22 protein-coding genes are annotated in these 26783 nt (G+C 36.6%); 15 read left to right on the top strand and 7 right to left on the bottom strand.

Going from position 1 to position 26783, the window contains the following annotated elements; genetic code table 11:
• From ACE3RB_RS09545 to ACE3RB_RS09535, 3 genes are all read right to left on the bottom strand, one after another.
• Window positions 1–973: DUF5906 domain-containing protein (locus ACE3RB_RS09545; RefSeq protein WP_374464020.1), on the bottom strand; the 973-nt coding region annotated here is incomplete at its 3' end.
• A gap of 30 nt (window positions 974–1003) precedes the next feature.
• A complete protein-coding gene (locus tag ACE3RB_RS09540) occupies window positions 1004–1288 on the bottom strand; it encodes a helix-turn-helix domain-containing protein (protein ID WP_374464019.1) in 285 nt (94 codons plus the stop codon).
• 209 nt (window positions 1289–1497) lie between these two features.
• A complete protein-coding gene (locus ACE3RB_RS09535; RefSeq protein ID WP_374464018.1) occupies window positions 1498–2484 on the bottom strand; it encodes a hypothetical protein in 987 nt (328 codons plus the stop codon).
• 1245 nt (window positions 2485–3729) lie between these two features.
• Here ACE3RB_RS09535 and ACE3RB_RS09530 point away from each other — a divergent pair.
• The gene (locus ACE3RB_RS09530) at window positions 3730–4425 is read left to right on the top strand and encodes a DUF6759 domain-containing protein (protein ID WP_374464017.1); all 696 of its coding nucleotides are present in this window, start codon (window positions 3730–3732) and stop codon (window positions 4423–4425) included.
• A 155-nt stretch (window positions 4426–4580) separates the two neighbouring features.
• Here ACE3RB_RS09530 and ACE3RB_RS09525 read toward each other — a convergent pair whose 3' ends face one another.
• Both ACE3RB_RS09525 and ACE3RB_RS09520 read right to left on the bottom strand, forming a co-directional pair.
• Window positions 4581–5147 carry a hypothetical protein gene (locus tag ACE3RB_RS09525; RefSeq protein WP_374464016.1) on the bottom strand — a complete coding sequence of 189 codons (567 nt, stop codon included), beginning with the start codon at window positions 5145–5147 and terminating at the stop codon, window positions 4581–4583.
• Between the two features lie 65 nt (window positions 5148–5212).
• Window positions 5213–6508 (bottom strand): tyrosine-type recombinase/integrase, encoded by a 1296-nt coding sequence (locus ACE3RB_RS09520; RefSeq protein WP_374464015.1) that lies wholly within the window; start codon window positions 6506–6508, stop codon window positions 5213–5215.
• 490 nt (window positions 6509–6998) lie between these two features.
• Between ACE3RB_RS09520 and ACE3RB_RS09515 the strand changes: the two genes are divergently transcribed.
• The 3 genes from ACE3RB_RS09515 to ACE3RB_RS09505 all read left to right on the top strand — a co-directional run bounded on the left by ACE3RB_RS09515 (window position 6999) and on the right by ACE3RB_RS09505 (window position 10683).
• Window positions 6999–8333, top strand: coding sequence for an amidohydrolase (locus ACE3RB_RS09515; protein WP_374464014.1), 1335 nt, complete (start codon window positions 6999–7001; stop codon window positions 8331–8333).
• Window positions 8334–8519: 186 nt separating this feature from the next.
• The gene (locus ACE3RB_RS09510) at window positions 8520–9365 is read left to right on the top strand and encodes a helix-turn-helix transcriptional regulator (RefSeq protein WP_374464013.1); all 846 of its coding nucleotides are present in this window, start codon (window positions 8520–8522) and stop codon (window positions 9363–9365) included.
• Window positions 9366–9444: 79 nt separating this feature from the next.
• On the top strand, window positions 9445–10683 hold the full coding sequence (locus tag ACE3RB_RS09505) for an amidohydrolase (protein ID WP_374464012.1): 1239 nt from the start codon (window positions 9445–9447) through the stop codon (window positions 10681–10683).
• Window positions 10684–11346: 663 nt separating this feature from the next.
• Here ACE3RB_RS09505 and ACE3RB_RS09500 read toward each other — a convergent pair.
• Window positions 11347–12756: a hypothetical protein gene (locus tag ACE3RB_RS09500; protein WP_374464011.1), complete on the bottom strand. Its 1410-nt coding sequence runs from the start codon at window positions 12754–12756 to the stop codon at window positions 11347–11349.
• A gap of 46 nt (window positions 12757–12802) precedes the next feature.
• Window positions 12803–15592: a TonB-dependent receptor domain-containing protein gene (locus tag ACE3RB_RS09495; RefSeq protein ID WP_374464010.1), complete on the bottom strand. Its 2790-nt coding sequence runs from the start codon at window positions 15590–15592 to the stop codon at window positions 12803–12805.
• A gap of 325 nt (window positions 15593–15917) precedes the next feature.
• On the opposite strand from ACE3RB_RS09495, the gene ACE3RB_RS09490 reads away from it, so the two are divergent.
• From ACE3RB_RS09490 to ACE3RB_RS09440, 11 genes are all read left to right on the top strand, one after another.
• On the top strand, window positions 15918–16592 hold the full coding sequence (locus tag ACE3RB_RS09490; protein WP_374464009.1) for a response regulator: 675 nt from the start codon (window positions 15918–15920) through the stop codon (window positions 16590–16592).
• 48 nt (window positions 16593–16640) lie between these two features.
• Entirely contained in the window at window positions 16641–17672 is a 1032-nt protein-coding gene (locus ACE3RB_RS09485) for a sensor histidine kinase (protein WP_374464008.1), read from the top strand.
• 134 nt (window positions 17673–17806) lie between these two features.
• The gene (locus ACE3RB_RS09480; protein WP_374464007.1) at window positions 17807–18400 is read left to right on the top strand and encodes a hypothetical protein; all 594 of its coding nucleotides are present in this window, start codon (window positions 17807–17809) and stop codon (window positions 18398–18400) included.
• Between the two features lie 141 nt (window positions 18401–18541).
• Window positions 18542–19891, top strand: a complete 1350-nt coding sequence (locus ACE3RB_RS09475) for an alpha-amylase family glycosyl hydrolase (protein ID WP_374464006.1) — start codon at window positions 18542–18544, stop codon at window positions 19889–19891.
• 133 nt (window positions 19892–20024) lie between these two features.
• Window positions 20025–20465 carry a hypothetical protein gene (locus ACE3RB_RS09470; protein ID WP_374464005.1) on the top strand — a complete coding sequence of 147 codons (441 nt, stop codon included), beginning with the start codon at window positions 20025–20027 and terminating at the stop codon, window positions 20463–20465.
• Between the two features lie 16 nt (window positions 20466–20481).
• The gene (locus tag ACE3RB_RS09465) at window positions 20482–20796 is read left to right on the top strand and encodes a hypothetical protein (RefSeq protein WP_374464004.1); all 315 of its coding nucleotides are present in this window, start codon (window positions 20482–20484) and stop codon (window positions 20794–20796) included.
• A gap of 159 nt (window positions 20797–20955) precedes the next feature.
• Window positions 20956–21225 carry a hypothetical protein gene (locus ACE3RB_RS09460; protein WP_374464003.1) on the top strand — a complete coding sequence of 90 codons (270 nt, stop codon included), beginning with the start codon at window positions 20956–20958 and terminating at the stop codon, window positions 21223–21225.
• A gap of 112 nt (window positions 21226–21337) precedes the next feature.
• Complete coding sequence (locus ACE3RB_RS09455; protein ID WP_232721018.1) at window positions 21338–22132, top strand: thymidylate synthase; 795 nt, start codon at window positions 21338–21340, stop codon at window positions 22130–22132.
• A 225-nt stretch (window positions 22133–22357) separates the two neighbouring features.
• Window positions 22358–22576 carry a hypothetical protein gene (locus ACE3RB_RS09450; protein WP_374464002.1) on the top strand — a complete coding sequence of 73 codons (219 nt, stop codon included), beginning with the start codon at window positions 22358–22360 and terminating at the stop codon, window positions 22574–22576.
• Window positions 22577–22598: 22 nt separating this feature from the next.
• Entirely contained in the window at window positions 22599–25109 is a 2511-nt protein-coding gene (locus ACE3RB_RS09445) for a M1 family metallopeptidase (RefSeq protein WP_374464001.1), read from the top strand.
• Window positions 25110–25274: 165 nt separating this feature from the next.
• The gene (locus tag ACE3RB_RS09440; RefSeq protein ID WP_374464000.1) at window positions 25275–26603 is read left to right on the top strand and encodes a hydroxymethylglutaryl-CoA synthase family protein; all 1329 of its coding nucleotides are present in this window, start codon (window positions 25275–25277) and stop codon (window positions 26601–26603) included.
• Window positions 26604–26783 lie beyond the last annotated feature (180 nt).

Below are 26783 nucleotides of genomic sequence, written 5' to 3'. Positions count from 1 at the left end.
CCTCCAGCGTTCCGTTAATTTCACTGGCATAGTTCACCAGCTTATTAGCAATCTTTGCCCTGAAATAACCATTATCATTGGTAAGACTCTGCAGTGAATAGCTGCTCACATTCTGTTCTCCTAATAAGGCGTTTACAATCTCAAAAAAGACACTCTTCCCGTTGGCTCCGGTTCCATAGAGGATCAGTGCCTTTTCTTCCTTTAAAGCATTACTGCCATGCTTAATGAAAACAAAACCAAGATACTCTGCTAAAACTTTTTGTCTTTCCGTATCCGGCAGCACTTTATTTAAGTACGCCTCAAATAAAGGGGCCTGTGCATAAGGATCGTAGCTGAAAGGCAGCTGATAGGTCATAAAGTCAGAGCGGTCAAAAGGTCTTAAGGTTGTACCATTGGGACTTATTTCAAATGTTCCGTTTTGTAAATTAATCAGTACTTTATCTTTGCAGCTCTCAGGAGTAGGTAAATAAGCAGTAGAAAGAAACTGTTTAAAGAGCTGCTCCCGGAAAAGGTAAAACCTTGCGGAGAACCTGGGTACTCCCATCTCTTCTGAAGCTTCCCCTAAAAACGTCTGAAAATATTCCTTATCCAGTTCATTCCAGAAAGCTCCATTGTAGAGGTAAATAAAATCATGATTCTTACATAAGCCCCAACGGTTCTTTTCAGAAAGCCTTATGATGTGCTCAATGGAGAGGATCAGATAATGTTTTTGGTTTAGTTTTAACTGTGAGAGTGCTTTACGGATGAGGTTAGCCTTCTCACTTTCCCTGGGAAGCTTTTCTAATTCTCCCCGGAGCTTCTCTACCTGTGGAAATACCAGAAGCATAAAGTCTAATATCTCAAACTCTTCTTTCAGCTTTTCCAGAATTTCAGCGTGGAGGACTTTCTCCCGGCCTTTCTCTACAAGCCCCCGAACATGATTAATGATGGTGGCAGGATCATTCAGGTCATCAAATACAGGATTTAATTTCATTATGAAAGATTTTAAAGATGAATAACGCGCTTACTTCAGTCTGTTTTTTTCAATAAGCTCCTGAATTTCGTTTCTCTTAAAGTAAATCCGATTCCCAAGACCGTAAGCGATAAGAACGCCATCCTTACGCCAACGGTGAAGGGTACTCATATCAATGGAAAGAAGTTCACATACCTCTTGACGGGTAAGATAATCTGTAGGTTCTTTAGGCTGAAACTCTTTAGAAAGCTGCTTTTTCAGTTCAGGGATAATTTCTTTCTTAATTTCCTGAATTAAGTCACTCGGTGTAGTGGCGATAAATTGAATTGCACTCATAATAAATGGTTTGTATTAATGGGTACAAAGCTCGGATATTGCAACAGGCAGGTGTTATCCAGTTTTGGCAACAGTTTATCCAGTTTTTAATTTATTATATTGATTTACAAATAGATATAGTTAAAATAAAAATCCCCCGAAGCTGAGTTTCGGAGAATTCTGTATATCATGTATAGGATATTATCGTTAAATGAGATTAAAAAGTAATACTATTTTTCCAATTGTCTGAAGGAGGGTATTCTAAAAAGATTCTGCTTATCACTACTGAATTTATTTTGGGTAAACAATGATTGCCTTACACTTTCCAGTGACGGCTGAAACTCTTCTTTGGTGAATTCAAAGTGATCTAAAATCATTTTAGCTGTTCCCTGAATATTGAGCTTTCCATTTTTGCGCTGAGGTTCTATATAGCCTTTATCCATCAGCTCGGTTAAGATATAGCCCCAAGCCTGAAGGCTTCCATTCACTTTTATTTTTTGGATATAAGATACTGCTTGTATGGTATTGTTATTATCTCCATCTTTTTCTAATTGGGATTGAGCCTGTAATTTTACTCTGTGGTAAATGCTCCACTCAAAAGATTGTAAAGATTTTAGTTTTTGATCGATAAATTCTGCCATTCTTACAATTGCAAAATTAAAGTTTCTGAATAAAGATGCATTGAGGGTTTCACCTTGCAGGGGAATGTAGGCTTTTAAGAAGGGAAGAGTCGTCTGGTGAAGGCTATAATCAATTCTATATCCGAAAAGCTCATCCGATGTAATGATTTCCCGATGATTAATATAATCATGTAAGGTTTCATTTTCCGCAAAGCCTGTAGCGTTAGCTTTGAAATATCCCTGTATTTTTTTAACAATATGCTGTGCATACTCCATCATGCTGATCTTTTTCCATTCAAATACATTTTGATTTTCATCCCAGAAGACCTTTTTCTGTTTTCCGTTTTCATAAGCTGCAATGAATCGGCATTCACTTTTCTCATGGTAAGGGAAAATACAATTAGCAAGGGTGATCATAACATCGGGAACTAATTTATTTTCTGTAAAATCATATTCCAGACAATAGTAATATTGATTAACCAGCTCTTTTAAAAAATCAACCTCATCGGAATCCGGGTAATATTCAAACCATCGCAAAAGGTCAATAGGGTAATTCTTTTCTAATTCTTTGAAGCTTAAATAAAACGGAATTTCCATAATCATAGGTGTTGGACAGCTAAATTAAATAGCTAATGCGTCAAAACGTGTCGTAAAAAAATCAAAATTTGAGTTTTCGGAGTCCAAAAAAAGAAAGAAAATGAAGAAGGGGATTTTTATCTGCTAATAAGAGCTGGAGCGAAAAAAAATGTTTTTACAAAACTAACTTTAGTAACTCCAGTAACTTTTTTCCGTGAAAAATATTTTGTTTTTCTTGCTTCACCTCCTACACCTGCTTCATCCTTAAAATGCAACATTATGAATTACAGTTAATTAAAAAAACGGATAGTGTAGATCAAAAACAACTTTTTGGAGTTTGTTTCTCATTTATATTGAGGTCAAGATGTATTTTATCAAAAAATATTTTTGTTTTTTCTGCGTCACTTCCGTCACATCCGTCACGCAAAAAAACACTTAACAAGTTTAAATCACTGATTATCATAGTGTTTTATTTTAAGTAGCAAATCTCTATCTGGCAATTATTTGTATGGCTTATAGATCCATTTTTCAAAAGTCATTACTTTTCTATTTTCCATAAATACCTCATTTTTTTAGTGGTAACCAAGATGGTATCTGGTTGCCAGGCTGGATTTTCTGAAACCCTTATTAATACTACGTTTTTAGATTACCATAATGGTAACTGGTAACCAGAAAAAAAATCTGTGACTAGCGTTTTTTCGGGGTTCGCAGCACCGTAGAAGGAGATTCCCGTAAAGTACCTTTTGAAATTTTGGGACATATACCAGAATCTCTATATCTTAAGAAGCAATTTATCTTTATTGGAATAAAAAATAAGACTGCCCACAATCTTCTTATTTTCATAATTCTGGAAATACCTATCATTGACTTTTTGAGAAGAAAGTTTCAAAAACAAACATCGTTCTTTAACCATAAGCTATCCGAGCTTTTATATAACTTTTCAATCAATGTCTTCCCTTAATTCTATAAATCTTATAGGTAATTTTAGCAAAGAAAGATGATGATTTTTCACTTAAAAAATGTATTATTACTTCTTACTACGTACTTAATAACTCCAGAACCTTTCCCGTGAGATTTTTTTGTTTTTCTGCGATACACCCGAAACGCAAAAGATGTTTAATCAATTTAATTGACTAAATATCGAAAGCAACAAATCTCTCACTGATCATTCTTTTAATTCCTTACTGAAGATTTTTTATCTTTGCACTGTTAATTAATAATTGTAACCTTGGCACCTTGTTAGGCTGCTTAAAATAAATAAACTCTATGAAAAAAAACGTTTTAACAATTTTATTTTTTGTTTTGCTAATTCCTTGCTTTATTCAGGCTCAAAAAAGAAACAAAGACATTTTAAAAAGCACAAATATTAAAGAAATTGAAGATTATTTAAACAATACTCATCCTGACGATCCAAAGAAAAGTGTTCTGAAACCTAAGCTTATTGCTTTAAAAAATTCCGAATGGACAAAAGGGGCCCGTACAGCCAAACCTATGGAAGCAAGGCCTGTGATTGCAGATATACCGAAAAGCGCTATGAGAAATCCCAATTCAGAAGATGCACAGGAGTTTAAAAAACTCATTGCAGAAACATCCGTTGAACACAAGGAAAAAACAGTGAAACTTCTCAATGCAATGTTCAATGAGGATATCAATAGTAATGAAACAATACTCTTATTCAAAAATAACTCAGATTGTAATATAGTTTTAAGAGTTGATGGAAAAGATTATTATAACCTTGCAGTTCCAGCACATGGAGAAAACTTTATCGTGATCAATAAGGGGCTATATACACTCAGTAGTAATATCTGTGATATGAAATACTTTTCCAAGAAAGATATTAAAAAGAGTATAATTGTAACAATTGGTAACCCCGCTCCTCAGACAGAACCAAAGGATCCTCAAAAAGAACTGATTCCGGAAAAGGAAAGCTTCCGAAAAAACAAAAAAAGAAATAAAAAATGATCAGTTCAAGAAACATTTTATCAGTTTTCTACCTGAATAATGTCTAGCTCTTTTGAAAATAATAATTTAATATTTTTTCCGATTTTTTAACATTTTACTAATAGACTGTTTTTACAGCAGTGGTAAAAAAATCCCTTTGTTTTGTATCCATAATGTTAATTAGTCTTGCTTTTTCTTAAAAGATACTCTTCAAAAGTTTCAGCCGTCCATTCTTTTCTTTCTGATGAAAATCTTACATAACAGGGAAGCTCATACTTTTCATTGGGAGTCTGCCTGACTAAAAAAGATAAAATTTGATCCAATGATGTATTAAAAAGCCTGTAATTAGCTATTTTGCTTAAATCAAAGTTAAAACTTGTATTTACATCCAAAATAATATGAATGCCAAATTTAATAGATCTTTGAGTTACAGTACCCTTAATTTCACTTACATATTCTTTACCTGAAAGTCTGATTTGGGTATGGGCGATAATAGCTTTTACGGACTTCCAAACCCCATGCCCTCTCTCATCATTAAGCATTCCTGTTAAAAAAGAAGGAGAAAACACATAGAACGTCTGAAGGGAGAAGTCTTCAAAATAATTAAGGTATTCTTTATTAAAAGCAACCTTCTCTAGAATAATACCTAAACGACTAAACTTGTCTTCTATCAATTGTATGTCATTTTCATTCAAACCTCCCAAATCACTAAACAGAACCATGTTTTTTGTGTTTTTGTGCATTTTAATTCTTTTAATACTCAAAAATACACAATATCACTATACTTACTATAAAGGACTACTCATTTTTAGGATATTTTCTCTCCCTGCTCTTTTATCTCTCTAAAAGTTTTTGCTGTATTTAAGGCATGGTCTGATGAGGTTTTGCCAATATACTGTAAAAAGGTGGTTTCTGTTTTATGTCCTGTTATAGCCATGACCTGTGGCGTGGTGAACCTCTTGTCTCCATAGAAATTGGTAGCAAAGGAGCGGCGGCAGATATGGGTGCTGACCAGATTATATTTTTCTGTCTCTACAATCTCATTGCGTTTAAGCTTGTCATCATAGATCCTGCCTTTTAAAATCTGATTAATGCCGGACAGTTCACAGACTTTCTTAATAAGGCTGTTGAAACGCGTTGCATTACTATTGGAATTGCTCCCTCTGAATAAAGGAGGAAAACGATCCCCATACTTTTTAAGAATCTGTTCAACCTCATCATGGATCGGCACACTCACATCTTTACCTGTCTTACGCTGGACAAGGTCTATAAATCGGAAGCTTTCCCCCTGAGAATCTGTTTTGGTGAAAATTTTTGTCTGGTTCATATCCAAAAGGTCACTCACACGCTGTCCTGTATAACAACCAATTAAAAGCCAGTCACGGGCATGAAGCAAGTCTTCCCCTATAATATTTGCATTTTTAATTTTTGAAAGTTCCTCAAAGTTTAAGAATACCTTTAAGGAGGTTACACTCTCAATGGTAAACTTATCAACCTGAGGATGAAGCAGCTTGCCGTTTGCTCTGGCCTCAAGCAATACTGTTTTCAGGTTTTTTAAGGTTCTGTTTGCCGTTGATTCCATTAACTTGTCTTTGGACATAAGCCAGTTCTTAAATTCAAGCATTACCCGTTTGTCTACCTCAGCAAATACATAGTTCTTCTTCTGAATATTCTGAAATCTTGAAAATTTATCCTCCAGCATGAGATATTGGTGATCAGTGGTCTTTTTCGTCTTAGCCAATGCCCGAAGCTCGTTAAAGTTTTTCATGTAATTGACCACAATATCATCGCTGGTATTTACATCTATTCTCTCAAAAAAAAGACTGATCTTATTTTTAAGCCAGTGCGAATCAAACAATACACCGCTGGTAAAATCCTGATTATAGGCTTCCAATATAAATTTCTTTAAATCAATAAGCTCTGCACTCAGATTTTTATTGTGGGGATTGTTTTGTTTGGGAAGAGAGGTCTTATCGCTCCAATCCAAATAATCAATCTGCAAGCCTGTAGAGTTTCGCATTTTAAGATCTTTCGATACTGATAGCTGAATCTGGATTGCGCTGCCCTTTGTTTTGCTGCGCAGATAGTATTTTACTGTTGCCATATTGAATATTTTAAAACAAAGATATTTAAACAAATCAATGTGTCAAAATTTGTGTCAATATTTATACATATTTATGAGATGAGATAAAATACATTGCAACGACAAATAAGTTTCAAAATAACCTATACCTATTGTACATAAATATTTTACTTCATTTCTAGGGAGAAATAGAAAAGTAACACATTGTAAACTTGTAGTACCTGCGGAATGACAAGGGTACTGGTAATACTTTCCGTAAATCTTAAGTGATTTTATTACAAAATATGCGCATAGTTTGTCACTCCGCAGGAGTCTCTGCAACGTAAAACAACATCATTTGTATTCCTGCAGAATGAGAATTACCATGAATATCTTTGATTGTAATACATAAAAGAAAAACTTAGCATTTTAGCAGATAATTACCACAAAGCATAAATCATACAGATTTTGTAATAAACCATACACTTTGTTCAGGGCGCTTCTTTTTAATTTTGCCATAAACAGATTGGAAATGAAGACTTCAGACCCTACCATCTCCCGTAAAGACTTTATCCGGAACTCAGCATTGGCTGTAGCGGGATTAACTTTAATGCCTAATATCATGACCGCAATACCTTTTTTTGATGAAAACAGCATTTCAGCAAAAGGAAAAATGAGCTTTAAAAATGTTCGTCTGGAAACTGGTTTTGAATATCAGGATGGGGAAGTAGTTTCCACTAAAACTGATCTGTTCTATGTAGAAACTGAAAATGGAAAAATCACAAAGATTTCCCCGAATCAGCCGAATGCTAAAGCTATAGATGCAAAAGGTTTGTTAATGCTTCCTGCTTTCAGGGATATGCACATTCATCTTGATAAAACTTTTTATGGAGAGCGATGGCAGGCTGTTAGAAAAAGGAACGGAGGAGTCAAGGGAATGATCGAACTGGAGCAGAAAATGCTTCCGGAGATGCTTAAGAATTCCACCTTTAAGGCTGAAAAGCTAATCGAATTGTTACAGTCGAAAGGAACTTCCTTTGCAAGAAGCCATGTAAATATTGAGCCTACCTCCAAGCTTCAGTCATTAAAAAATCTGCAGAAGGCCTTAGAAAATAAAAAGAAAGGTTTTGGAGCCGAGTTGGTGGCTTTTCCACAGCACGGTGTATTTTATACGGATTCAGTGCCTTATCTGAAAGAAGCGGCAAAAATGGACATCGATTTTATCGGTGGAGTAGATCCGTTCAATATTGATGGAGATATTGAAAAAGTACTGGATTTTACCGTCCAGCTTGCTACAGACCATAAAAAAGGGATTGATATCCACCTGCATGAAACCGGAGATTCCGGATTGAGAACAGTAGAATATCTGATTAAAAAAGTAAATGAAAACCCTTCTCTGAAAGGAAAAACCTATTTGAGCCACTGTTTTGTTCTTGGGAAATTAGAAGCCGTAAAACAGGAAGAAATTGCTGAAAAATTATCTGAAGCTCAAATCGGAATTGTCTCTACAATTCCTTTCGGAAGACTGATCATGCCAATACCAACGCTTTACAAACATAATGTCACCGTTCTTACGGGGAATGACAGCATTGTGGATCACTGGAATACTTTCGGGACAGGAAGTGTACTTCAGAAAGCAAATTTAACGGCTCAATTGTATGGATATTCAACAGAATTCTTACTATCAAGAAGTTTAAAGCTGGCAACAGGAAATATCCTTCCGTTGGATGATAAAGGAAACCAACAGTGGCCTAAAGCCGGGGATAAAGCAGATTTTGTACTGATCAATGCCAGCTGTTCGGCAGAAGCGGTATCAAGAATTTCAGAGGTGGAATCATTGGTGCATGATGGAAATATTGTTTTTTAATTCAGATAAGAATTGATTAATAAAGATATAAATATAATCTAGTTGTGTTTTTTTTGACCACAAAAGGTATAGAAGTGAATGCGGACTGAAACTGAAGTAAGAGTGAAGGTAATGCTTTTATCCTTTTGTGGTTATTTTTAGTTTTCTCTCACAATTTTTAGTAATTTTAGGAGAAAATCAGGCAGAGTGGGTTACCATACAGATCATTTTCCGGTTTTAGGAATTCAGGAATTCAGTGAGAATCAGCTGAAGGGCTGTAATCTGCTGTTTAATGAACTTTACGGAGCACGTTCTATTGACGAACCCCATAAACATGACTTTTTTATCATTAACCTTTTTGAGCATGGAGTAGGCTCACATACCATAGATTTTACAGAATATCAGGTGAAAGACTATCAGATTCATCTTGTTTTTCCTGATCAGGTACATCAGTGGGTCATTGAAAAAGAAACCATAGGATACCAGCTGATGATCAGCAGAGATTGGTTTGAAAGTTTTCTGCCGTCTTTGAGATTTTCAGCTTCTTATTACCAGAATCATCCGGTGATCAACCTTTCCAAAGAAGTGTTTGACATGTTTCTATATGAATTCAAAGAAATCCGGAAAGAACTGGGCGAAGAGAAAATATTCTGGGAGCTTATTCAGAAAAGAAGTGAATTGATCGGCCTTTTGGTGAGCAAATCTGTGGAAGGGGCTTTTAAGGATTTTGAAGTCTACAACTCAAACCCTATTATTTCAAAGTTTCTGCATCTTATTGACGAACATTTTAAAACGGAAAGATCAGTTTCTTTTTACGCAGAAAAACTGAATATTTCTGCCAACTATCTGAATATTGTCTGCAAGAAAAGTCTCAATGCTTCAGCTTCTTCCCTTATTCAGAACCGTATTTTACTGGAAGCAAAAAGACTTTTAAAAGTTTCTGAAATGTCCGTGAAAGATATTGTGTATGACTTAGGTTTCTATGATCATGCCAGCTTTTCCAAATTCTTTAAAGCACAAACGGGGATGACACCTTCCCAGTTCAAAGAATAATCTGTACAAAACAAGACATAATTGATACACCGGTTTTACCCTTAAGCCAGGTTAATTTTGTATTGTTAAAATTTAAATCATGCAATTTCCCTATCAATTAACTGCAAAAGGAAAATATACCCTGAAAAATGTCCGCCTTGAAACAGGTTTTGAATACGAAAATGAAGAGGTTATAGGAACAAAGACCGGCCTTTTCAGTATTGAAATTGAGGACGGAAAAATAAAAACAGTGAAAGCCAATGATACCGCTTCTGAAGCGATAGATGCTAAAGGATATCTGATGCTTCCTGCTTTCAGGGATATGCACATCCATCTTGATAAAACATTATATGGACTTCCGTGGCAGGCTCTTTCTCCAAAAAGAAAGACTGTAAAAGATATGATTGCTTATGAGCAGAAGATTATTCCTGAGCTGTTGAAAACTTCTGTAAGCAGAGCAGAACAGCTGATCAGCCTGTTGCAGCATTACGGAACTCATTTTGTGAGAACTCATTTCAATATTGATCCTACTTCAGGATTGAAATCCCTGGAACATCTTGAGCAGGCGCTTGAAAATAAAAAAGAATCCTTCAAAGCTGAACTGGTTGCCTTCCCGCAGCATGGTGTTTACTATACAGAATCTGCACCTTTGATGAAAGAAGCCGCACAACTGAAAAATGTGAAATTTATTGGAGGGCTGGATCCTTTAAGTATTGACGGAAGCATTGAAAAAGTAATGGATTTTACTGTTCAGCTGGCTTTAGACCATCATAAAGGAATTGATATTCACCTGCATGAAACGGGAGAGTCCGGAATGAAAACCATCAGTTACCTGATTGATAAAGCTATCGAAAATCCTGAACTTCAGGGAAAAACATTCGTTAGTCATGCATTTGCTTTGGCTCATCTCTCACCAAAAGAAACAGAGCAGATTGCGGAAAAGCTGGCTGCAGCAAAAGTAGGAATCGCTTCTTCCGTACCTTTTAAAGGAAAAGTAATGCCCATTCCAACCTTGAAAAAATACGGGGTAAATGTGCTGATCGGAAATGATAATGTGCAGGATTACTGGAGTACGTTCGGATCCGGAAATATGTTACAGAAAGCGAATCTGATTGCTGAACTCTATGGGTACGCCACAGAATATGCGTTGTCGAGAACCTTACAGTTTGCAACTCAAAGTATTCTTCCTCTGGATGAAAAAGGAAATCAGCAGTGGCCAAAAGCAGGTGATGAAGCTGCAATCGTTCTGACGGATGCTTCCTGTTCTGCGGAAGCCGTTTCCAGAATGTCCGAAATAAAAGGCCTGATGAAAGACGGGAATTTATTCTGGAGAAAGTAATTGAAGTAAAAGCTGTTTAAACTTTACTCAACCACAAAAGTCACAAAAGGTTTCAATTTAAAAACACCTGAGTTCTCTTAAGTAAGTTTAGAATGATACTGAAGAAAAATTCGCAAGACAAAAATCAAAGATTTTCACAAAACTTAGGTGTACTTATTATGCATAAGGCCTGGTTCTGAAAAACTTAAATATTTAAAACTTTGTGCCTTTTGTGGTTAAAATAGTGAATATAAAAGTTTAAACATCCTCGTATATATTTTTTTATACACTTGTTTTTTGTAATGTCATCGGAGTCTGTCTGGTGGCATTTTTTGTGGCCGCAGATTTCGGGATTTCGGGATTACACTTTTCGGGTTTAGAGTTGATTCGGGATTTTTGGTTTTTTTGTTATCAATAGGAATGGGCTTTAGCCCGTTATGTAAAAACGAATTCATTCCTTTGGCTTTAGCCTGAGCTTATGAGTAAACATCTGTGAAAATTTTTGTCATCTGCTGTAAAAACAACTGTTCAAATTGCTGTTTTCAGTTTTTACAATATGAACACCTGTTCATATTGAAACCGGCAGACTTTCGTAAAACCAGGAATAATGAAGAAAAAAGCCTTCGGAAAATGTTCCGAAGGCTTTTTAAATTTAAATGAAATTAATCTAATTACTATATTGTTTTATAAGTTGAAGTTAGTCCAACCTGCATACCATGTATCTGTAGCATCCTTTACAGCACCTTTATAAGTTACCTGTGTAAACCAGGTTGCTAATTTAGGGTTAGTAAACGCTCCACCTGTTAATAATGGAGAACCTGCAGTAGGAGTAAAGTTAGGTGTAGTTCCTGCTGGAGCCCATGCACCGGCAAGTTTTACATCAGCTGTAGAAGCAAGGATTGTATTTCCTTTAGCATTGAACCATGTTGTAAGATCGGCCAACGTATATGTTGTAGGAGTAGATGTAGACGGTCCGAATTTTAAAGGAGTTGTATTTCCTGCCAATACGTTGTTTTCAAAGAATAGTTTATTACCTACAATATTGTTATCTGTTGGAGAACCTTTTGTAGCATCGATGAATAAACCAACAGGGAATCCTGTAAATACAGAGTTAAATACTGAGATAGAAGAGTTTCTTCTGATCTGTAATGCATTCTGGAATAACGCGTTGATAGAACCGGGAGCCGCAGAGTTGATTGGCCCGATAATCGTCATGTTAGAGAATGTAGCTGATGTCTGAGGTGTTAAAGTAGAACCGTTGGCATCATTATCAGATTCAAATGCGTTGGAACCTGAAACGTCCGCTACCTGAGAATCTCTTACTGCAATACCAAACTGTACATTTCCTGAGAAACCGTTATCTGTATCGAAATCATCATCTAAACCTTTGTAAGAAATAAGGTGAGAACAGTTTACCGTTCCTCCGAACCATTCAAAACTGTCATCATTAGCATAAGCAACTTCTACATAATCTACTGTAGTTCCGTTACCTACACCACCGAAAGTAAGTCCGTTGATTTCTTTATCCGGTAAGAATGCATATCCTGCATATTCAATTCTTACATATTTTAATACACCACTGTTGTCAGCAGCATTTGTTCCACCGTAAAGTCCAAGACCTTCAGAGTTGTTGATTCCTCCTTCAATTTCTCCAACTCCGTTTACTCCACCGAAAGATGAGTTGGTAGGAGCATTTCCTAAAATTACTACACCTGCCCAGTCTCCTCTTTTTGGACTTGGTTTTTCAGAAGTGAAGATAATAGGGTTGGTAGCAGTACCTTCTGCCATGATTTTACTTCCTCTTGTAATGATCAAAGCTCCGTTTTTATCAGCTTCACCTACAATCTTTGTACCTGGCTCGATAGTTAAAGTTGCTCCGTTAGTTACATATACCAGTCCTCTCAGCTTATAGATTTTATTGGCTTTAAGTGTTGTATTGGAAGTGATTTTTCCTGAAAGAATAAGGTTTTCAGTTTCTCCGTTTCCGTTACCTCCATTTTGAATAATGGTAGGTCCATCTTCTTCTATATTTCTACATGCGGTAGTTGATACTAGAGCGCCAAGCATTAAAGAATATAAAACGAACTTTTTCATGTTATAAAGAATTAAATTATTTTTATTAGATTATTTGTTGAGTGAATTAAAAATTGTATCCCAGTGTTAAACTGATATTGGTTCCTGAAAGTCTTTCAATAGCAAGAGCATCTTTGCTGTCATACTTACCGTTGTCGTTCAGGTCATGGTAGAATTTGGCACGGCGGTTCAGGATATCTGGAACATTCAGCTTGATCTCTCCTTTATTGCTCCATAATTTTTTAGCAAGCTGGAAATCAAGAAGTGGTCTTGGTGCTTCCCAGATTGGTGGAACCTGATCATTTCCTACATACAGGATTCTTCGTCCGATCATGTTGAATAATACTGTAGAAGACCATCCTGATTTCTCGGTATCATACTGAAGGCTTACGTTTACCGTATAAGGAGACTGCCCCTGCATTGGTCTGTCAATCTTGGTAGCTTCGTCTGTTACCCTGTTTTTAATTAATGCTACGTTTCCACCCAGTGTAAAGTTTTTAAGAGCACTTACAAAATCCAGTTTTTTTCTGGCTTCCACCTCCAATCCGTAAGCATCAGCTTTATCTACGTTAAGATAGTTGAAAGTGTTACTGGTTCCTACCCCTGATTGGTTGAAGTATAATTCGATAGGCTTTTTGAAGTTTTTATAGAAAGCTGCCACTGAGAAAATTTCACCGTTTCTCGGATAATATTCCCAACGAAGGTCAGCACTTGTGATTTTTGTTCTTTCAATAGATTTGTTACCGATTACGGTTGCTCCAAGATCAAAATCATAATAAGCTAAAGGAGAAACCTCTCTGAATTCCGGTCTTACAACAGTTTGAGAACCTGCAAGACGGATATTCATTTTAGGATTTACCTTGAATGTTAAGTTAACAGCAGGCAAAAAGTCTGTAACACGTGTATTTACAAAACGGTCATCACTTTTTTTCGTGCTTCCGACCAACTGGTCAAAGTTTTCAACTCTTAATCCCCAAACCGCTCTTAACCATGGTGTAAAGTTATTGTCAAACTGTAAATACCCTGCGTTAAGGATGGTGTTGGCAATATATCTGTACTGGTTTCCTGCAATTTCATCGAATGTAAATCCTCCGTTAGTTCCGAAATTCTGAGGATTGAAGATCGTTTCAAAAGGCTGGGAAAGTAATCCCTGGTTGAAGTTTTCAAGTCTTACAGAGAACGGTCTTGAATTGTATATTCTGTCTTTTACCTGGAATAAATACCCTCCTTTGATCGTTTGCTTTTGTCCGAACATCGTAAATGTCTTGGAAACATCACCTCCGGCATTATATAAATAGTCGCTTAGTGTAGAATAGAATACACTTCCTGATTTTTGGGAAAGACCATTGGAAATCAATGCCAGATAAGGACTTCCCGGCATGTTGGTGTATTGGTTATACTGTAAACGCTGCAGCAAAGGAATATACTGATCAAGAATCCCGAAGCTTCCGTACCAGTTGATGGTCAATCCGCCAAGAGCATCAATTTTATGGTTACCGCTAAGGGTTGAATTGTAGAAAGTAGTTTCTTTAAAACCTATCTCCCTTGCCATGATGTTTGTTCCATTAATAGGATCAAATTCAAAGTCCTTACCTGTTCTGAAGGACATGTGGTTTACCGTATTATTGGTAATGATATTCTTTAAGGAAATTTTATTGTTGTTGTTCAGCTTTAAAGCAAGGTTCAACATTCCACCTAAAATAATATCATTGCTGTATTTTTCTGTAAAATAATCGAAGTTGGTATCAGCAAGCTGATCGTTAATGGTAAAGAAACGGTTGGTAGATTCAGTTCTTCTTTTGTTGTTACTGTAGTTCAAAACAGCAATTACCCCTAAATCTTTTCCGAAAATTTTTGTGTTGAAACCTCCGTCAAGCTGTAAGCTTATATTTTCCGGATAACCGATACTGTTGTATCCCAAATTCTTTGTATACCCTTTACCGATTTCCGTTTTTTGTGCCTCGGTCAGAATGCTGAACGCATTTTTTGCAGGCATATTCGAAGGAAGTTTTCTGTAACCGTCGTCTATGCCTAAGAAGTCCCATTTTCCTCCTTTCTGCATATGGAATTCCTGCCCCATAGTAGCTGTATTTCCTCCTACACCTACCTGAACGTTGAAGAAATTTTTATTAGGAATATCCTTTGTGTTTACCTGAATCAATGCTCCTCCCCATTCACCGGTATATTCAGGAATGAAAGTTTTGTTGATAACAAGTGTTTCGATAACGTTGGCAGGGAAAAGGTCAAAAGAGAAAGTCTTTCTGTCCGGCTCTGTACTGGATAGCTGAATACCGTTCAGCATCGCCTGGTTATAACGGTCAGATAAACCTCTTACTACGATATATTTTCCGTCAAATAAACTCACCCCCGAAACTCTTTTCAGAACTTCACCGGTGTTTCTGTCCGGACTTCTTTTGATAGCTTCTACACCAATAACCTGAGAAACTACACCGGCATTTTTTTGTAAACCGATGGTAGAGGCTATGGTTTCTTTTCTTGCGTTTGATTTTATGACAACTCCCTCAATTTCTTTTTCTTTGGCAGATGGCTTATCCAGAACGATATCAAGATGCGTATTACCTTCATTTTTGATAACTACCTCGCTGATCTCTTTTCTGTTATACCCGTTGGAGCTTACTGTTACAATGTAATTGGTACCAGGGGAAAGGTTGATAGAGTAGTATCCGGAAATGTCAGTGGTAACTTCCTGACCATTTACTTTTACTTTTACTCCTTCTATAGGAGTGTTGTCTTTCTCGTCCAATACCCTACCTTCCAGAATCTGACTTTGTGCAAAAGCATAGCCAGCAGAAAACAAGGCAAGTAGCATAATGCTCTTGTGGAGTTGTTTTTTCATTTTACTTCTTTTACTTCTTTTTCAAGGGCAAAATAAAGGCTAAGTTTTTAAGAAAACTTTAGGAGAATCTTAATTAATTATGAAGTTTGTATTAACGAATGAATGAAATTTATAGTTATCGATGTTTAATTTATATAATTATATTTTTTGTTTTAATTTCAAATATTATTCCTTATATTTGGTTTGTATATATTTATTCGTTATTTTTTTTTATTGATTTTGTAATTTGGATTTAAAATGTAATTTTTTAATAATTAGTTAACATTTGCCGGATAGATGAAACCAATGGAAATAATTAATTTTGTGGGAATTCTTAAACTAGAAGATGAGCAAAAAAATTCTTTTAATAGACGATGAACTGGACATTTTAGAGATTCTGTCTTACAATTTGGAAAAAGAAGGGTATGATATCTATACTGCTACCAATGGTAATGAAGGTATAGAAAAAGCAAAGGAAATTGTTCCGGACCTTATCTTATTAGATGTCATGATGCCTGAGAAAGATGGTATAGAAACATGTCAGGAACTTCGTAAAGTGAAAGAACTACAAAAAACACTTATCGTGTTCCTTTCTGCAAGAAGCGAAGAATTTTCCCAGTTAGCAGGTTTTCAGGCCGGTGCCAATGATTACATCGTGAAACTGATTAAACCGAAAATCCTTATCTCTAAAGTAAACGCATTATTACAGCTGACCTCTCAGGTTTCAGACGATGCCAAACTCATCGAAATCGGAGACCTTGTTATTGATAAAGATAACTTCAGAGTTTCCAAAAGCGGACAGCAATTTCTTCTTCCTAAAAAAGAGTTTGATTTGCTTTACCTCTTGGCTTCCAATACGGAGAAGGTTTTCAAAAGAGAAGAAATTCTTGAAAAAGTCTGGGGTAATGATGTGATTGTAGGGGAAAGAACGATTGATGTTCATATCAGAAGACTGAGAGAAAAATTAGGAATCAATACGATTCAGACATTAAAAGGGATTGGGTATAAACTGATCGTTTAATTATTTAAAAACCTTAACTTTACGTTCAATCATTAAAACGTTGTAAAATTGAAATTTTACAGACTTACCCTCGTTGCCTCATGTCTGCTGACACTGGTAATGTTCCTTTTGGTAGTCGTATTCGATTCACTGAAAGATATCTATTATGAGACCCCTTTGTTCAAAACGGGTCTTTTCATCTGTATTGTCCTGATCTTCCTGATCAATTGTGTAGTGCTGGAACTGCTTTTCAATTACTATGGCAGGAAGCAGGTAAAAGGTCTTTCCGGATTTCTTCCGCAGGAAATAGTACAGAATCAGGACGAAAATATTACCATCAAAGAATTAGGGGAAAGATTTTCAGATCTTAACCAGCAGCAGGTTTCAGAAATTGATATGATGAAAGAGATGGAAAGCTACCGTAAAGAATACATCGGAAATGTTTCCCATGAGCTTAAAACTCCCTTATTTTCCATCCAGGGGTATGTGGAAACCTTAAGAGACGGCGGAGTAGACAACCTTACCATCAGAGATAAGTATCTGGAAAGAATTGATAAATCGGTAGAAAGACTGATTGCCATTGTAACAGATCTGGATATGATCAACAGGCTGGAGGCCGGCGAAATCAATCTTACCGTTTCGAAATTTGATGTCAATCTTCTGATCAAAGAAATCTTCGACCTTCTTGACCTTGAAGCCGAAAAAAGAAATACAACATTACAGATTCAGGCCCTTCATCCACAGATCTTTGTGGAAGCTGATAAACAGAAAATTTCACAGGTTTTCATTAACCTTATTTCCAATGCCATTCATTATGCCAACAGACAGGAAGCAAAAGTGATTGTAAAAACCAGTATCCTGAAAAATAAGGTGCTGATAGAGGTGATAGACAATGGAATGGGAATCAAATCTGAAATTCTCCCAAGAATCTTTGAAAGATTTTACCGTGTGGAAACCAGCAGAAGCAGGAGAGAAGGCGGTTCCGGGCTTGGTCTTGCTATCGTAAAACACATCCTTGAAGCACACAACGAAAACATTACCGTGGAAAGCGTTTACCTGGAAGGTACGAAGTTCAGTTTTATGCTCGAAAAAAGTAAATAATTCCGGCAAAATGTAAGAAAAAAAAATATTTTAAAAAATCCTGAAATATTTTTTTGTCACATGTCATTTATTATATATTTGCAACAGAGATTTATCATAATTATAAAGGCAAAAAAGTAATTTAAGAAACTGATATGGTTTACAAAATCCGCGTAATATTAGATGCGAAAGAGGATATTTTCCGTGATGTCGAAGTTAAGGGAAAACAAACGTTATGGAACTTACATTTAGGAATTAAAAGTGCATTCAGTCTGCAGGGAGATGAGCTTTCTACTTTTAATCTGTTGGAAGATGACGGAACGATCGTAAAAAGTGTCCTATTGGAAGATATGAGTGATGATGGTGATGGAGAGATCATGTCAGATGTTTACATTGATGAGGCTTTTGAAAATGTAGGTGACAAAGCACAGTTCCAGTACGGGCTTCTTGATCTTTGGGAATTCTTCTGTGAGCTTGTAGAAGTGATTGAGGAAACAAAAGGTGTAAACTACCCAATCACAGTATACAGATTTGGGAATGTTCCATTGAAGGCTCCTAGCAAAAACGGAAATTCAGGAGGTAAGAAGAAATCAGCATTGCCGTTGGTAGATGATGAGTTCGGTTTTGATGATGATTTCGTAGCAGGAGGAAACTTTGTAGATGAAGACGACAGTTTCGATGACGAGGAAGAAGAAGACTACAATGACGATGTCTTTGATGATGAGGATGACAATGATGACGAAAGATAATCAGCACAATATAGGCCCCGGGTTTTGACCCGGGGCTTTTTTTATGGCTGGTAAAGTGAACAGCCCTTCTGCTCTTAATGATTTTGCCTTTTTTACCCTTTTACCCCAAAAACAATCCTTACTTTTGTTAAAAATAGTTTAATGAAAAAATTAATTTTGTTAGCTGTAATTGGTCTGGGAATTGTTTCCTGTACCACTCAAAAAAATACCAGAAGGATGACAGAACTGCCAAAAGATTGGAAACATAACACAAATATCTACGAAGTAAACATAAGACAATATACTCAGGAAGGAACTTTCAAAGCCTTTGCAAAAGAAATGCCCCGCCTGAAATCAATGGGGGTAAAAACACTTTGGTTTATGCCGGTTACTCCAATTGCCCAGCAGAATAAAAAAGGAAGCCTGGGAAGTCCTTACGCGGCGGCAGATTATACTTCTGTCAATCCGGAATTCGGAACCCTGCAGGATTTTAAAGATATGGTGAATGAAGCCCACAGATTGGGATTCAAAGTGATTCTTGACTGGGTTGCCAACCATACAGGATGGGACCATGTCTGGACAAAAACACACCCTGAGTTTTACCTGAAAGATCCGGACGGTAAATTTCATATTGCCTCCGGAATGGATGACATTATCGAACTTGACTACAAAAATCAGGAAATGCGCCAGGCAATGATTGATGCCATGAAATTCTGGGTAAGGGAAACCAATATTGATGGCTTCCGATGTGATCTTGCCTCATGGGTAGAAGTAGATTTCTGGGAACAGGCACGCCCCGAAGTGGAAAAAGTAAAGCCGCTTTTCTGGCTGGGAGAGTTTGATGAACTGGAGACTCCTGAGTACGGAAAAGTATTTGATGCCAGCTATTCCTGGAAATGGATGCACAAATCTGCAGATTACTATAAAAACAATGAGCCCCTTCAGGAGCTGAAGGATCTGTTGAGACAATATTCCAATATCGGAGACACGTCAATGAGAGCATGGTTTACCACCAATCATGATGAAAACTCATGGAATGGTACCGAATATGAAAAGTATGGAGTAATCACAAAGCCTATGGCAGTATTCTCTGCAACATGGAATGGCGTTCCGTTATTATACTCAGGCCAGGAACTTCCGAATATGAAAAGACTGGAATTCTTTGAAAAAGATGCCATCAAATGGACAAATACCTATCAGGTTGCCGATTTCTATAAAACATTATTGGATTTAAAAACATCAAATCCTGCATTGAGAGGAGGAGATTCCAATGTGACCACCTATCTTCTCAATACGACCGCCAATGACAAGATTCTGGCTTATGTAAGAAAAAACGGGAAAGATGAAGTACTGGTAGTCCTGAATATGTCAAAAGAACCTGTTAATTTTTCCATTGAAGATGAGCACCTGTCAGGAATATTCAGAAATGTTTTTGATAAAACCAGAAGGGATTTCAGTAATGGAAAAGATTTTACTTTCAAAGTTTCTGATTATGCCGTATTTGAAAAGTAATATTTAGATCTTTGGCTTTATCTTAATGAATAGTCACTAAGCAATACCTAATTCCCCTCCTCTGGAGGGGTGTCAAAATCTGTGATTTTGACGGGGTGGTTTATCTGCCCTACAATAAAAATCCACCATTACAATGAACAAACAGGAAATAATCAATATTATTAAAGCGAAAGCCGCTGACAAAATCCAGTATTTCGAAAAACTTATTGCGGAAACACGGGCTTCCAATAATGATACGAAAAGTTCCATGGGAGACAAATATGAAACCGGCAGGGAAATGCTTCAGCAGGAAATTAATAATCTGCAGAGACAGCTTAACGAAGTCCTGAACCAGCAGGCTGTATTGCAGAAAATAACTTCAGACCCCTCAGAAAAAGTACAGAACGGAGCATTGGTGAAAACCAACAAAGGATTATTTTATGTAGCTGTTTCCATGGGAGAAATTATATATGAAAAACAGAAGATTATGACGGTTTCTGCAGAATCTCCCTTGGTAAAGGCAATGTTTGGCAAGAAAATGGGAGAGACATTTACCATCAACAATATCAGTCAGGATATTGAGCATATCTGGTAAATCAATCTTTAATAATATGAAATGTAAAAATTTACTTCTCCTTGCCTTTTTATGGGTAGGTCTGGTGGTCAATGCACAGGTTCGTGCTACCGTTTCGTCAAAAACATATGATCTGGAAACAGTTAAATTTATTGTAGACGGTTTTGTATTTACACTTAATGCAGATGGATCAATTGCTGATTTCAATGTTCCAGACCTTAATGGTGAGCTGGAATACTATGATGATCAGGTTTTTGATAAAGTGAAATATGGAAAACTTAAAAGCATTGGAAACGTTAAAATAGATTACTGGGAAGATTCTGCTTTCACGAAGGAAAAGCCGGTAAGCTGAAAAGTTTTGGTAATATTTCCGTAGACTATTGGGAAGATTCTGCTTTCACGAAGGAAAAAGCTGGTAAGTTGAAAAGTTTAGGAAATATTTCTGTAGACTATTGGGAAGATTCGGCCTTTACTGAAGAAAAAGCAGGTAAGGTAAAGAAAATAGGAAATCTTGCCATATTATTGGCCCAATGATATAATGGACAACAGCAAAACGGGTAAGCTGAAAACGATAGGAGACATTGCTATAGACTATGGAGCAAAAGATGTGATTGATCAGAGTAAATATAAAAAGCTTATAAAATTCGGTCCCGTGAGTCTTGATTATTATACTGATAGTTTTACAGATAAAAACAGAAACGGACAGCTGAAATCCATTAACGGAAACAGTGAAAAAATTAGTGTCTCTGTGTGTAATCCTTCCGTTGTCTTAAAAGACTGAGAGTGTAGACTATACATTCATTTATCGGGAAAAACATATATCTCTTATAAAAAGTATCCATAGGCCGGATGCTTTTTTTTTACTAAATTTGGTCCATAAATTCCTTATCAAAATGCAAAACTATCTGGACCTTTTACAGCATATTTTAGACAACGGAACTGATAAAACCGATAGAACAGGCACCGGAACAAGAAGTGTTTTCGGATATCAGCTGAGATATGATTTGTCAAAAGGATTTCCTTTGGTAACCACCAAAAAAGTGCATTTAAAATCTATTATTTATGAACTGCTCTGGTTTCTGAAAGGAGATACCAATATCAAATATCTTAAAGATAACGGAGTAAGCATCTGGGATGAGTGGGCAGATGAAAACGGAGATTTAGGGCCGGTTTATGGGGCACAATGGAGAAGCTGGAGCGGAGCTGACGGAAAAGTAGTAGACCAGATCACAGAAGTAATCGACCAGATCAAAAAGAATCCGGATTCCAGAAGACTGATTGTATCAGCATGGAATGTTGCGGAAATCCCAAATATGGCTTTGGCACCTTGTCATGCCTTGTTCCAGTTTTACGTAGCAGACGGTAAATTATCCTTACAGCTTTATCAGAGAAGTGCTGATGTTTTCCTTGGAGTACCGTTCAATATCGCAAGCTATGCATTACTGCTGATGATGGTAGCACAGGTTTGTGACCTGGAAGTGGGGGATTATGTTCACAGCTTTGGAGATGTCCATATCTATAATAATCACTTTGAGCAGGTAAACAGACAGCTTGCCAGAGAACCAAGAGCTCTTCCGACCATGAAACTGAATCCTGATGTTAAAAACATTTTTGATTTCGATTTCGAAGATTTTACCTTAGAAAATTATGATCCACATCCAGGGATCAAAGCTCCTGTAGCCATTTAACACTCTTATATCACTTTAATTTTTTATTACTTCTGTTATTTTAACATTAATAGAGGCATTATCTGTGCCCATAAGCTGGGAAATCAGAATATAAATACTTCGGCATACCTTCTTTTGGCAATAGTTTCTTAAATTTGAAAGAAACATTCCGGTCCATTAGGTTCTTGTGAAAATAGATCCGTTGGCCGATAGGAGATCACCAATTAAAATGCTTAAAAATAAATCATGAAGTATTTAAAAATCAATATAGAAGAAAATGCAGATATTGCAGCACTGAAAAATGCTGTACAGCAGTTGAAAGGAGTTGCTTCAACAGAAATAGTGGATGACGAAAACCCTGAAAGCGAGCTCAAAAAAGCCTTTGCTAAAACAAAAGAACAGCTTAAAAAGGGAGATTATGAAACTTTAGTCAATGATATTTTCGATATAATCATTAAAAAATAATTCTAAAAAATAAAGTAGACCGATGAGAAAGGCCATTTTATCAATTGCTATACTTGGAATTTTATTTTCCGCAAATGTATCAGCACAAACTGAAACTTCAGGAAGGGAAAAAGTATACAGAGCTACCCATACCAAAGTAACAGAACTGAAGCATACCAAACTAAAAGTAAATTTCGATTACCAGAAAGAACAGATGAACGGAGAAGAATGGCTTACCGCCTCGCCTTACTTCTATGCAACCAACGAACTTACTCTTGATGCAAAAGGAATGCTGATTCATGAAGTGTCTCTTGATAATAACGGCAAAAAATCTCCTTTAAAATACGAATACAAAGACGATATTCTGAAAATTACTCTGGATAAAACATACCAGAGAAATCAGGATTATACAGTTTATATCAAATACACAGCCCGGCCGAACGAGGTAAAACAACAGGGAAGTATGGCGATCAATGATGCAAAAGGTTTGTATTTCATCAATGCTCAGGGAACAGACCCGGATATGCCGACCCAGATATGGACACAGGGAGAAACGGAATCTTCTTCTGCATGGTTTCCAACTATAGATAAGCCTAATCAAAAAACCACACAGGAAATTTACATGACGGTTCCTGATAAATACGTTACCCTTTCCAATGGTATTATGAAAGAGTCCAAAAAAGAATCTAACGGACTTAGAACTGATCACTGGGTGATGGATAAAAGACATTCTACCTATCTTTTCTTTATGGGAGTAGGAGAATATGCCGTTGTAAAAGATAAATGGAAAAATATTCCGGTTGATTATTATATTGAAAAAGAATATGAGCCGTATGCTAAGCAGATCTACGGAAATACTCCGGAAATGATCGACTTTTTCTCCAAAAAACTGAACTATGATTATCCGTGGGCAAAATATGCTCAGATTTCCGGAAGAGATTATGTAAGTGGAGCGATGGAAAATACGACTGCAACACTTCACGGAAGCGATATTCTTCAAAAGCCGGGACAGCTTATCGATGAGAATACATGGGAAGATACCATCGCTCACGAATTGTTCCACCATTGGTTTGGAGACCTGGTTACCGCAGAAAGCTGGAGTAATCTTACAGTGAACGAGTCCTTTGCCAATTATTCCGAATATCTTTGGAATGAATACAAGTACGGAAAAGACCAGGCAGATTATCACCTGATGACCGATGTGAATAATTATCTTCATAACCCAACTGATTTTAACAAAAACCTGGTGCGATTCAATTATGAATCCCGTGAAGATGTTTTTGATTTGGTAACCTATCAGAAAGGAGGAGGGATTTTAAACATGCTGAGAAACTATCTTGGAGATGATGCCTTCTTTGCCGGAATGAATGATTACCTGAAAACCAACGAATATCAGAATGCAGAAGCGCATCAATTAAGATTATCTTTTGAAAAAGTATCGGGTAAAGACTTAAACTGGTTCTTTAACCAATGGTATTTTGGAAGCGGAAACCCGAAGATTAATTACTCATCCACATTTGAGCCGGTAAAAAAACAGGTTGCTGTAACCATTAATCAAACTCAGGAAAAACCATTTGAATTCCCTTTAGCTATTGATGTTTACGACAATGGAAAATCTAAAAGATACAATGTCTGGGTAAATGCAGAAGCGAAAAATACATTCAGTTTTGATGTTTCTAAAACACCTGATCTTGTTAACATCAATGCAGATGGGGTTTTACTGGCTGATATTACCGATACTAAAACTCCGGAACAGAATCTGATGCAGTTTACCAATTCTAAGGAGTTCAAAAGCAGATACCTTGCTTTAACCGGAATTAAAGATCAGGTTGGAAAAAGCCCTGCAGCAACAAAATTATTGGCTGCTGCACTGAAAGATCCTTTCTTCAGAGTAAGAATAAAAGCTTTGAGCTTAATAGACCTTACCAACCCAGAACAAATGAAAGCACTGGGTGCTGAAGTTGAAAAACTGGCTTCCAATGATCCGAAAACTTTAACCCAGGCTGCCGCTATTACAGCTTTAGGAAAGACAAAAGACAAAAAATACCTTCCGTTATTTGAAAAAGGAGTAAGTGCAGTTTCCAATGCAGTGAGAGGAAGCTCAATGAGTTCCATTCTTACCATTGATCCGTCAAAGGCAAACAGTCTTGCTGATAAAATTGATATGAAAGGAGCTTCAGATGAATTGCAGGCACAATTGCTTCCTGTTATTGTAAAGAACAGAATTACTTCCCAGATAGAAAATATTGCGCCTCTTGCTACTTTTTATCCGTTTATCAAATTTCAGAACCCGGAATTAGGAAAAGCGGCAGAAGACGGTTTCAACTGGATCATGACTTCCGATAATCTGAAAGCTACGGAAAGCATCACGAAAATAGCAGGATATGCCAAAAATCAGATGGCAGATAATCCACAGGCTAAAATGATGATGGTTCAGATGCTGAAAGATGGCTTAAGCAAAAAAATGGAGCTGCTGAAACAGAATCCGCAGAACGCTGCAAGCATCAACAAGCAGATAGATGTTCTCAATAAAGCTATTGAAAACTATAAATAAAAGAAAGGAGCCGGTAGATTTACCGGCTTTTTTTTATTGCAGAACATTAAATTGGCAGATTATCATTTAAAATGTATTGATTTTTAACGATGTTATAAAAATCAGAACTTTTTCCTGCTGTTTTTTGCGTTATCTTTCATAAATTCGTTCAAAATTTAGACAATTATGAGTTTTGGAATTGAGGCAGCGGGCTATTATGTGCCTGGTTTATATTTGGAGATTAAGGATTTAGCAGAAAAAAGAGGAATAGAACCGGCAAAATTGGAGAAAGGCTTAGGTCTTCATAAAATGGGACTTTCTGATGTCCATGAGGATGCTGCAACCTTTGCAGCAGAAGCATTACTGAAGCTTATACAAGATTATCATATCAATCCGAAAGAAATAGCAAGAGTGTATCTGGGGACAGAAAGTGCTTTGGATGCTGCAAAACCTACGGCTTCCTACGCTGTACAGATGGTAGAAAAAGTTCTGGAAGAAGAATTTGGATCCAGATGTTTCAGAAACTGTGATGTTCTTGATATGACTTTTGCCTGTGTAGGGGGAGTAGATGCATTGCATAATGCTCTGGATTTTGTAAGAGTAAACCCTGATAAAAAAGCAGTCGTAATCGCCAGTGACTACGCAAAATATGAACTGGCTTCTTCCGGTGAATATACGCAGGGAGGTGGAGCGGTAGCTCTTTTGGTTTCGTCAAAACCGGATCTTCTTGAAATTGAAAACAACTGGGGTGTGGCTTCAGAAAGTGTCTTTGACTTTTTCAAGCCCAGAAGGTTGTATAAAAAGGAGGACCTGAACGGAGCTCCGGAAACTTATCCCGAAAAAATTGAAATTTTTACCGATGAACCTGTTTTTGACGGACAATATTCCAACCAATGCTATCAGGATAGAATAAGAGAAGCTTACAATCATTATAAGGAGATAACAGGAAAGGAAAAGCCTTATGAAAACTGGGAATATATTATTTTCCATCTTCCATATGCCTTCCACGGGAAAAGGGTCTTTACTGAAATTTACAGCCTTGAGAACAATCTTTCCTATGAAACGGCAGATGAACAGAAAGCGGTTGCCAAATCCGAAAACTATCTGAAATTAATTAATGATAAGATAGAAAAGACCCAGAGAGCTTCTTCCGAAATAGGGAATATGTACACGGCATCTATATTTATGGCACTTCTGTCTGCGCTGCAGACAGCTTTTAATGAAAATGATGAACTTTCAGGGAAAGAAATAGGTTTTGTAGGGTATGGAAGTGGTTCGAAATCAAAGGTTTTTGCAGGTAAGGTTTCTGAAAACTGGAAAAAGGTAGTAGAAAAATGGGATTTATTCGAAAGTTTGAAACAAAGAACAGCTGTTGATTTTGAAACTTATGAAAAACTCCACAGAAAGCAATTGGAGGAGTCTGTAAACAAAGATTACAAAGGATTCGGGCTTGTCTCTGTAGAAGCAGAAAATCCTGTTTTAACCGGAGCAAGATATTATAGTTATCAGAATTAAAATTACTGAAATTTACTATTTAAAGCATCTCATATTTTGGGATGCTTTACTTTTTACTATTATAGATATGTAGAAATATTTCATGATTGTTACAGTTAAATTATTTTTAATCTTAATTGTAAAAAGGCTAAAAAAATACAGTAAATATTGATGGAAATTTCACAGCCTTTAATCGGATCC

Source organism: Chryseobacterium sp., from assembly GCF_041914225.1.
GTDB lineage: Bacteria > Bacteroidota > Bacteroidia > Flavobacteriales > Weeksellaceae > Chryseobacterium.
The sequence above is the reverse complement of the archived record's forward strand: the minus strand, read 5'-3'. Positions and strand labels throughout refer to the sequence as shown.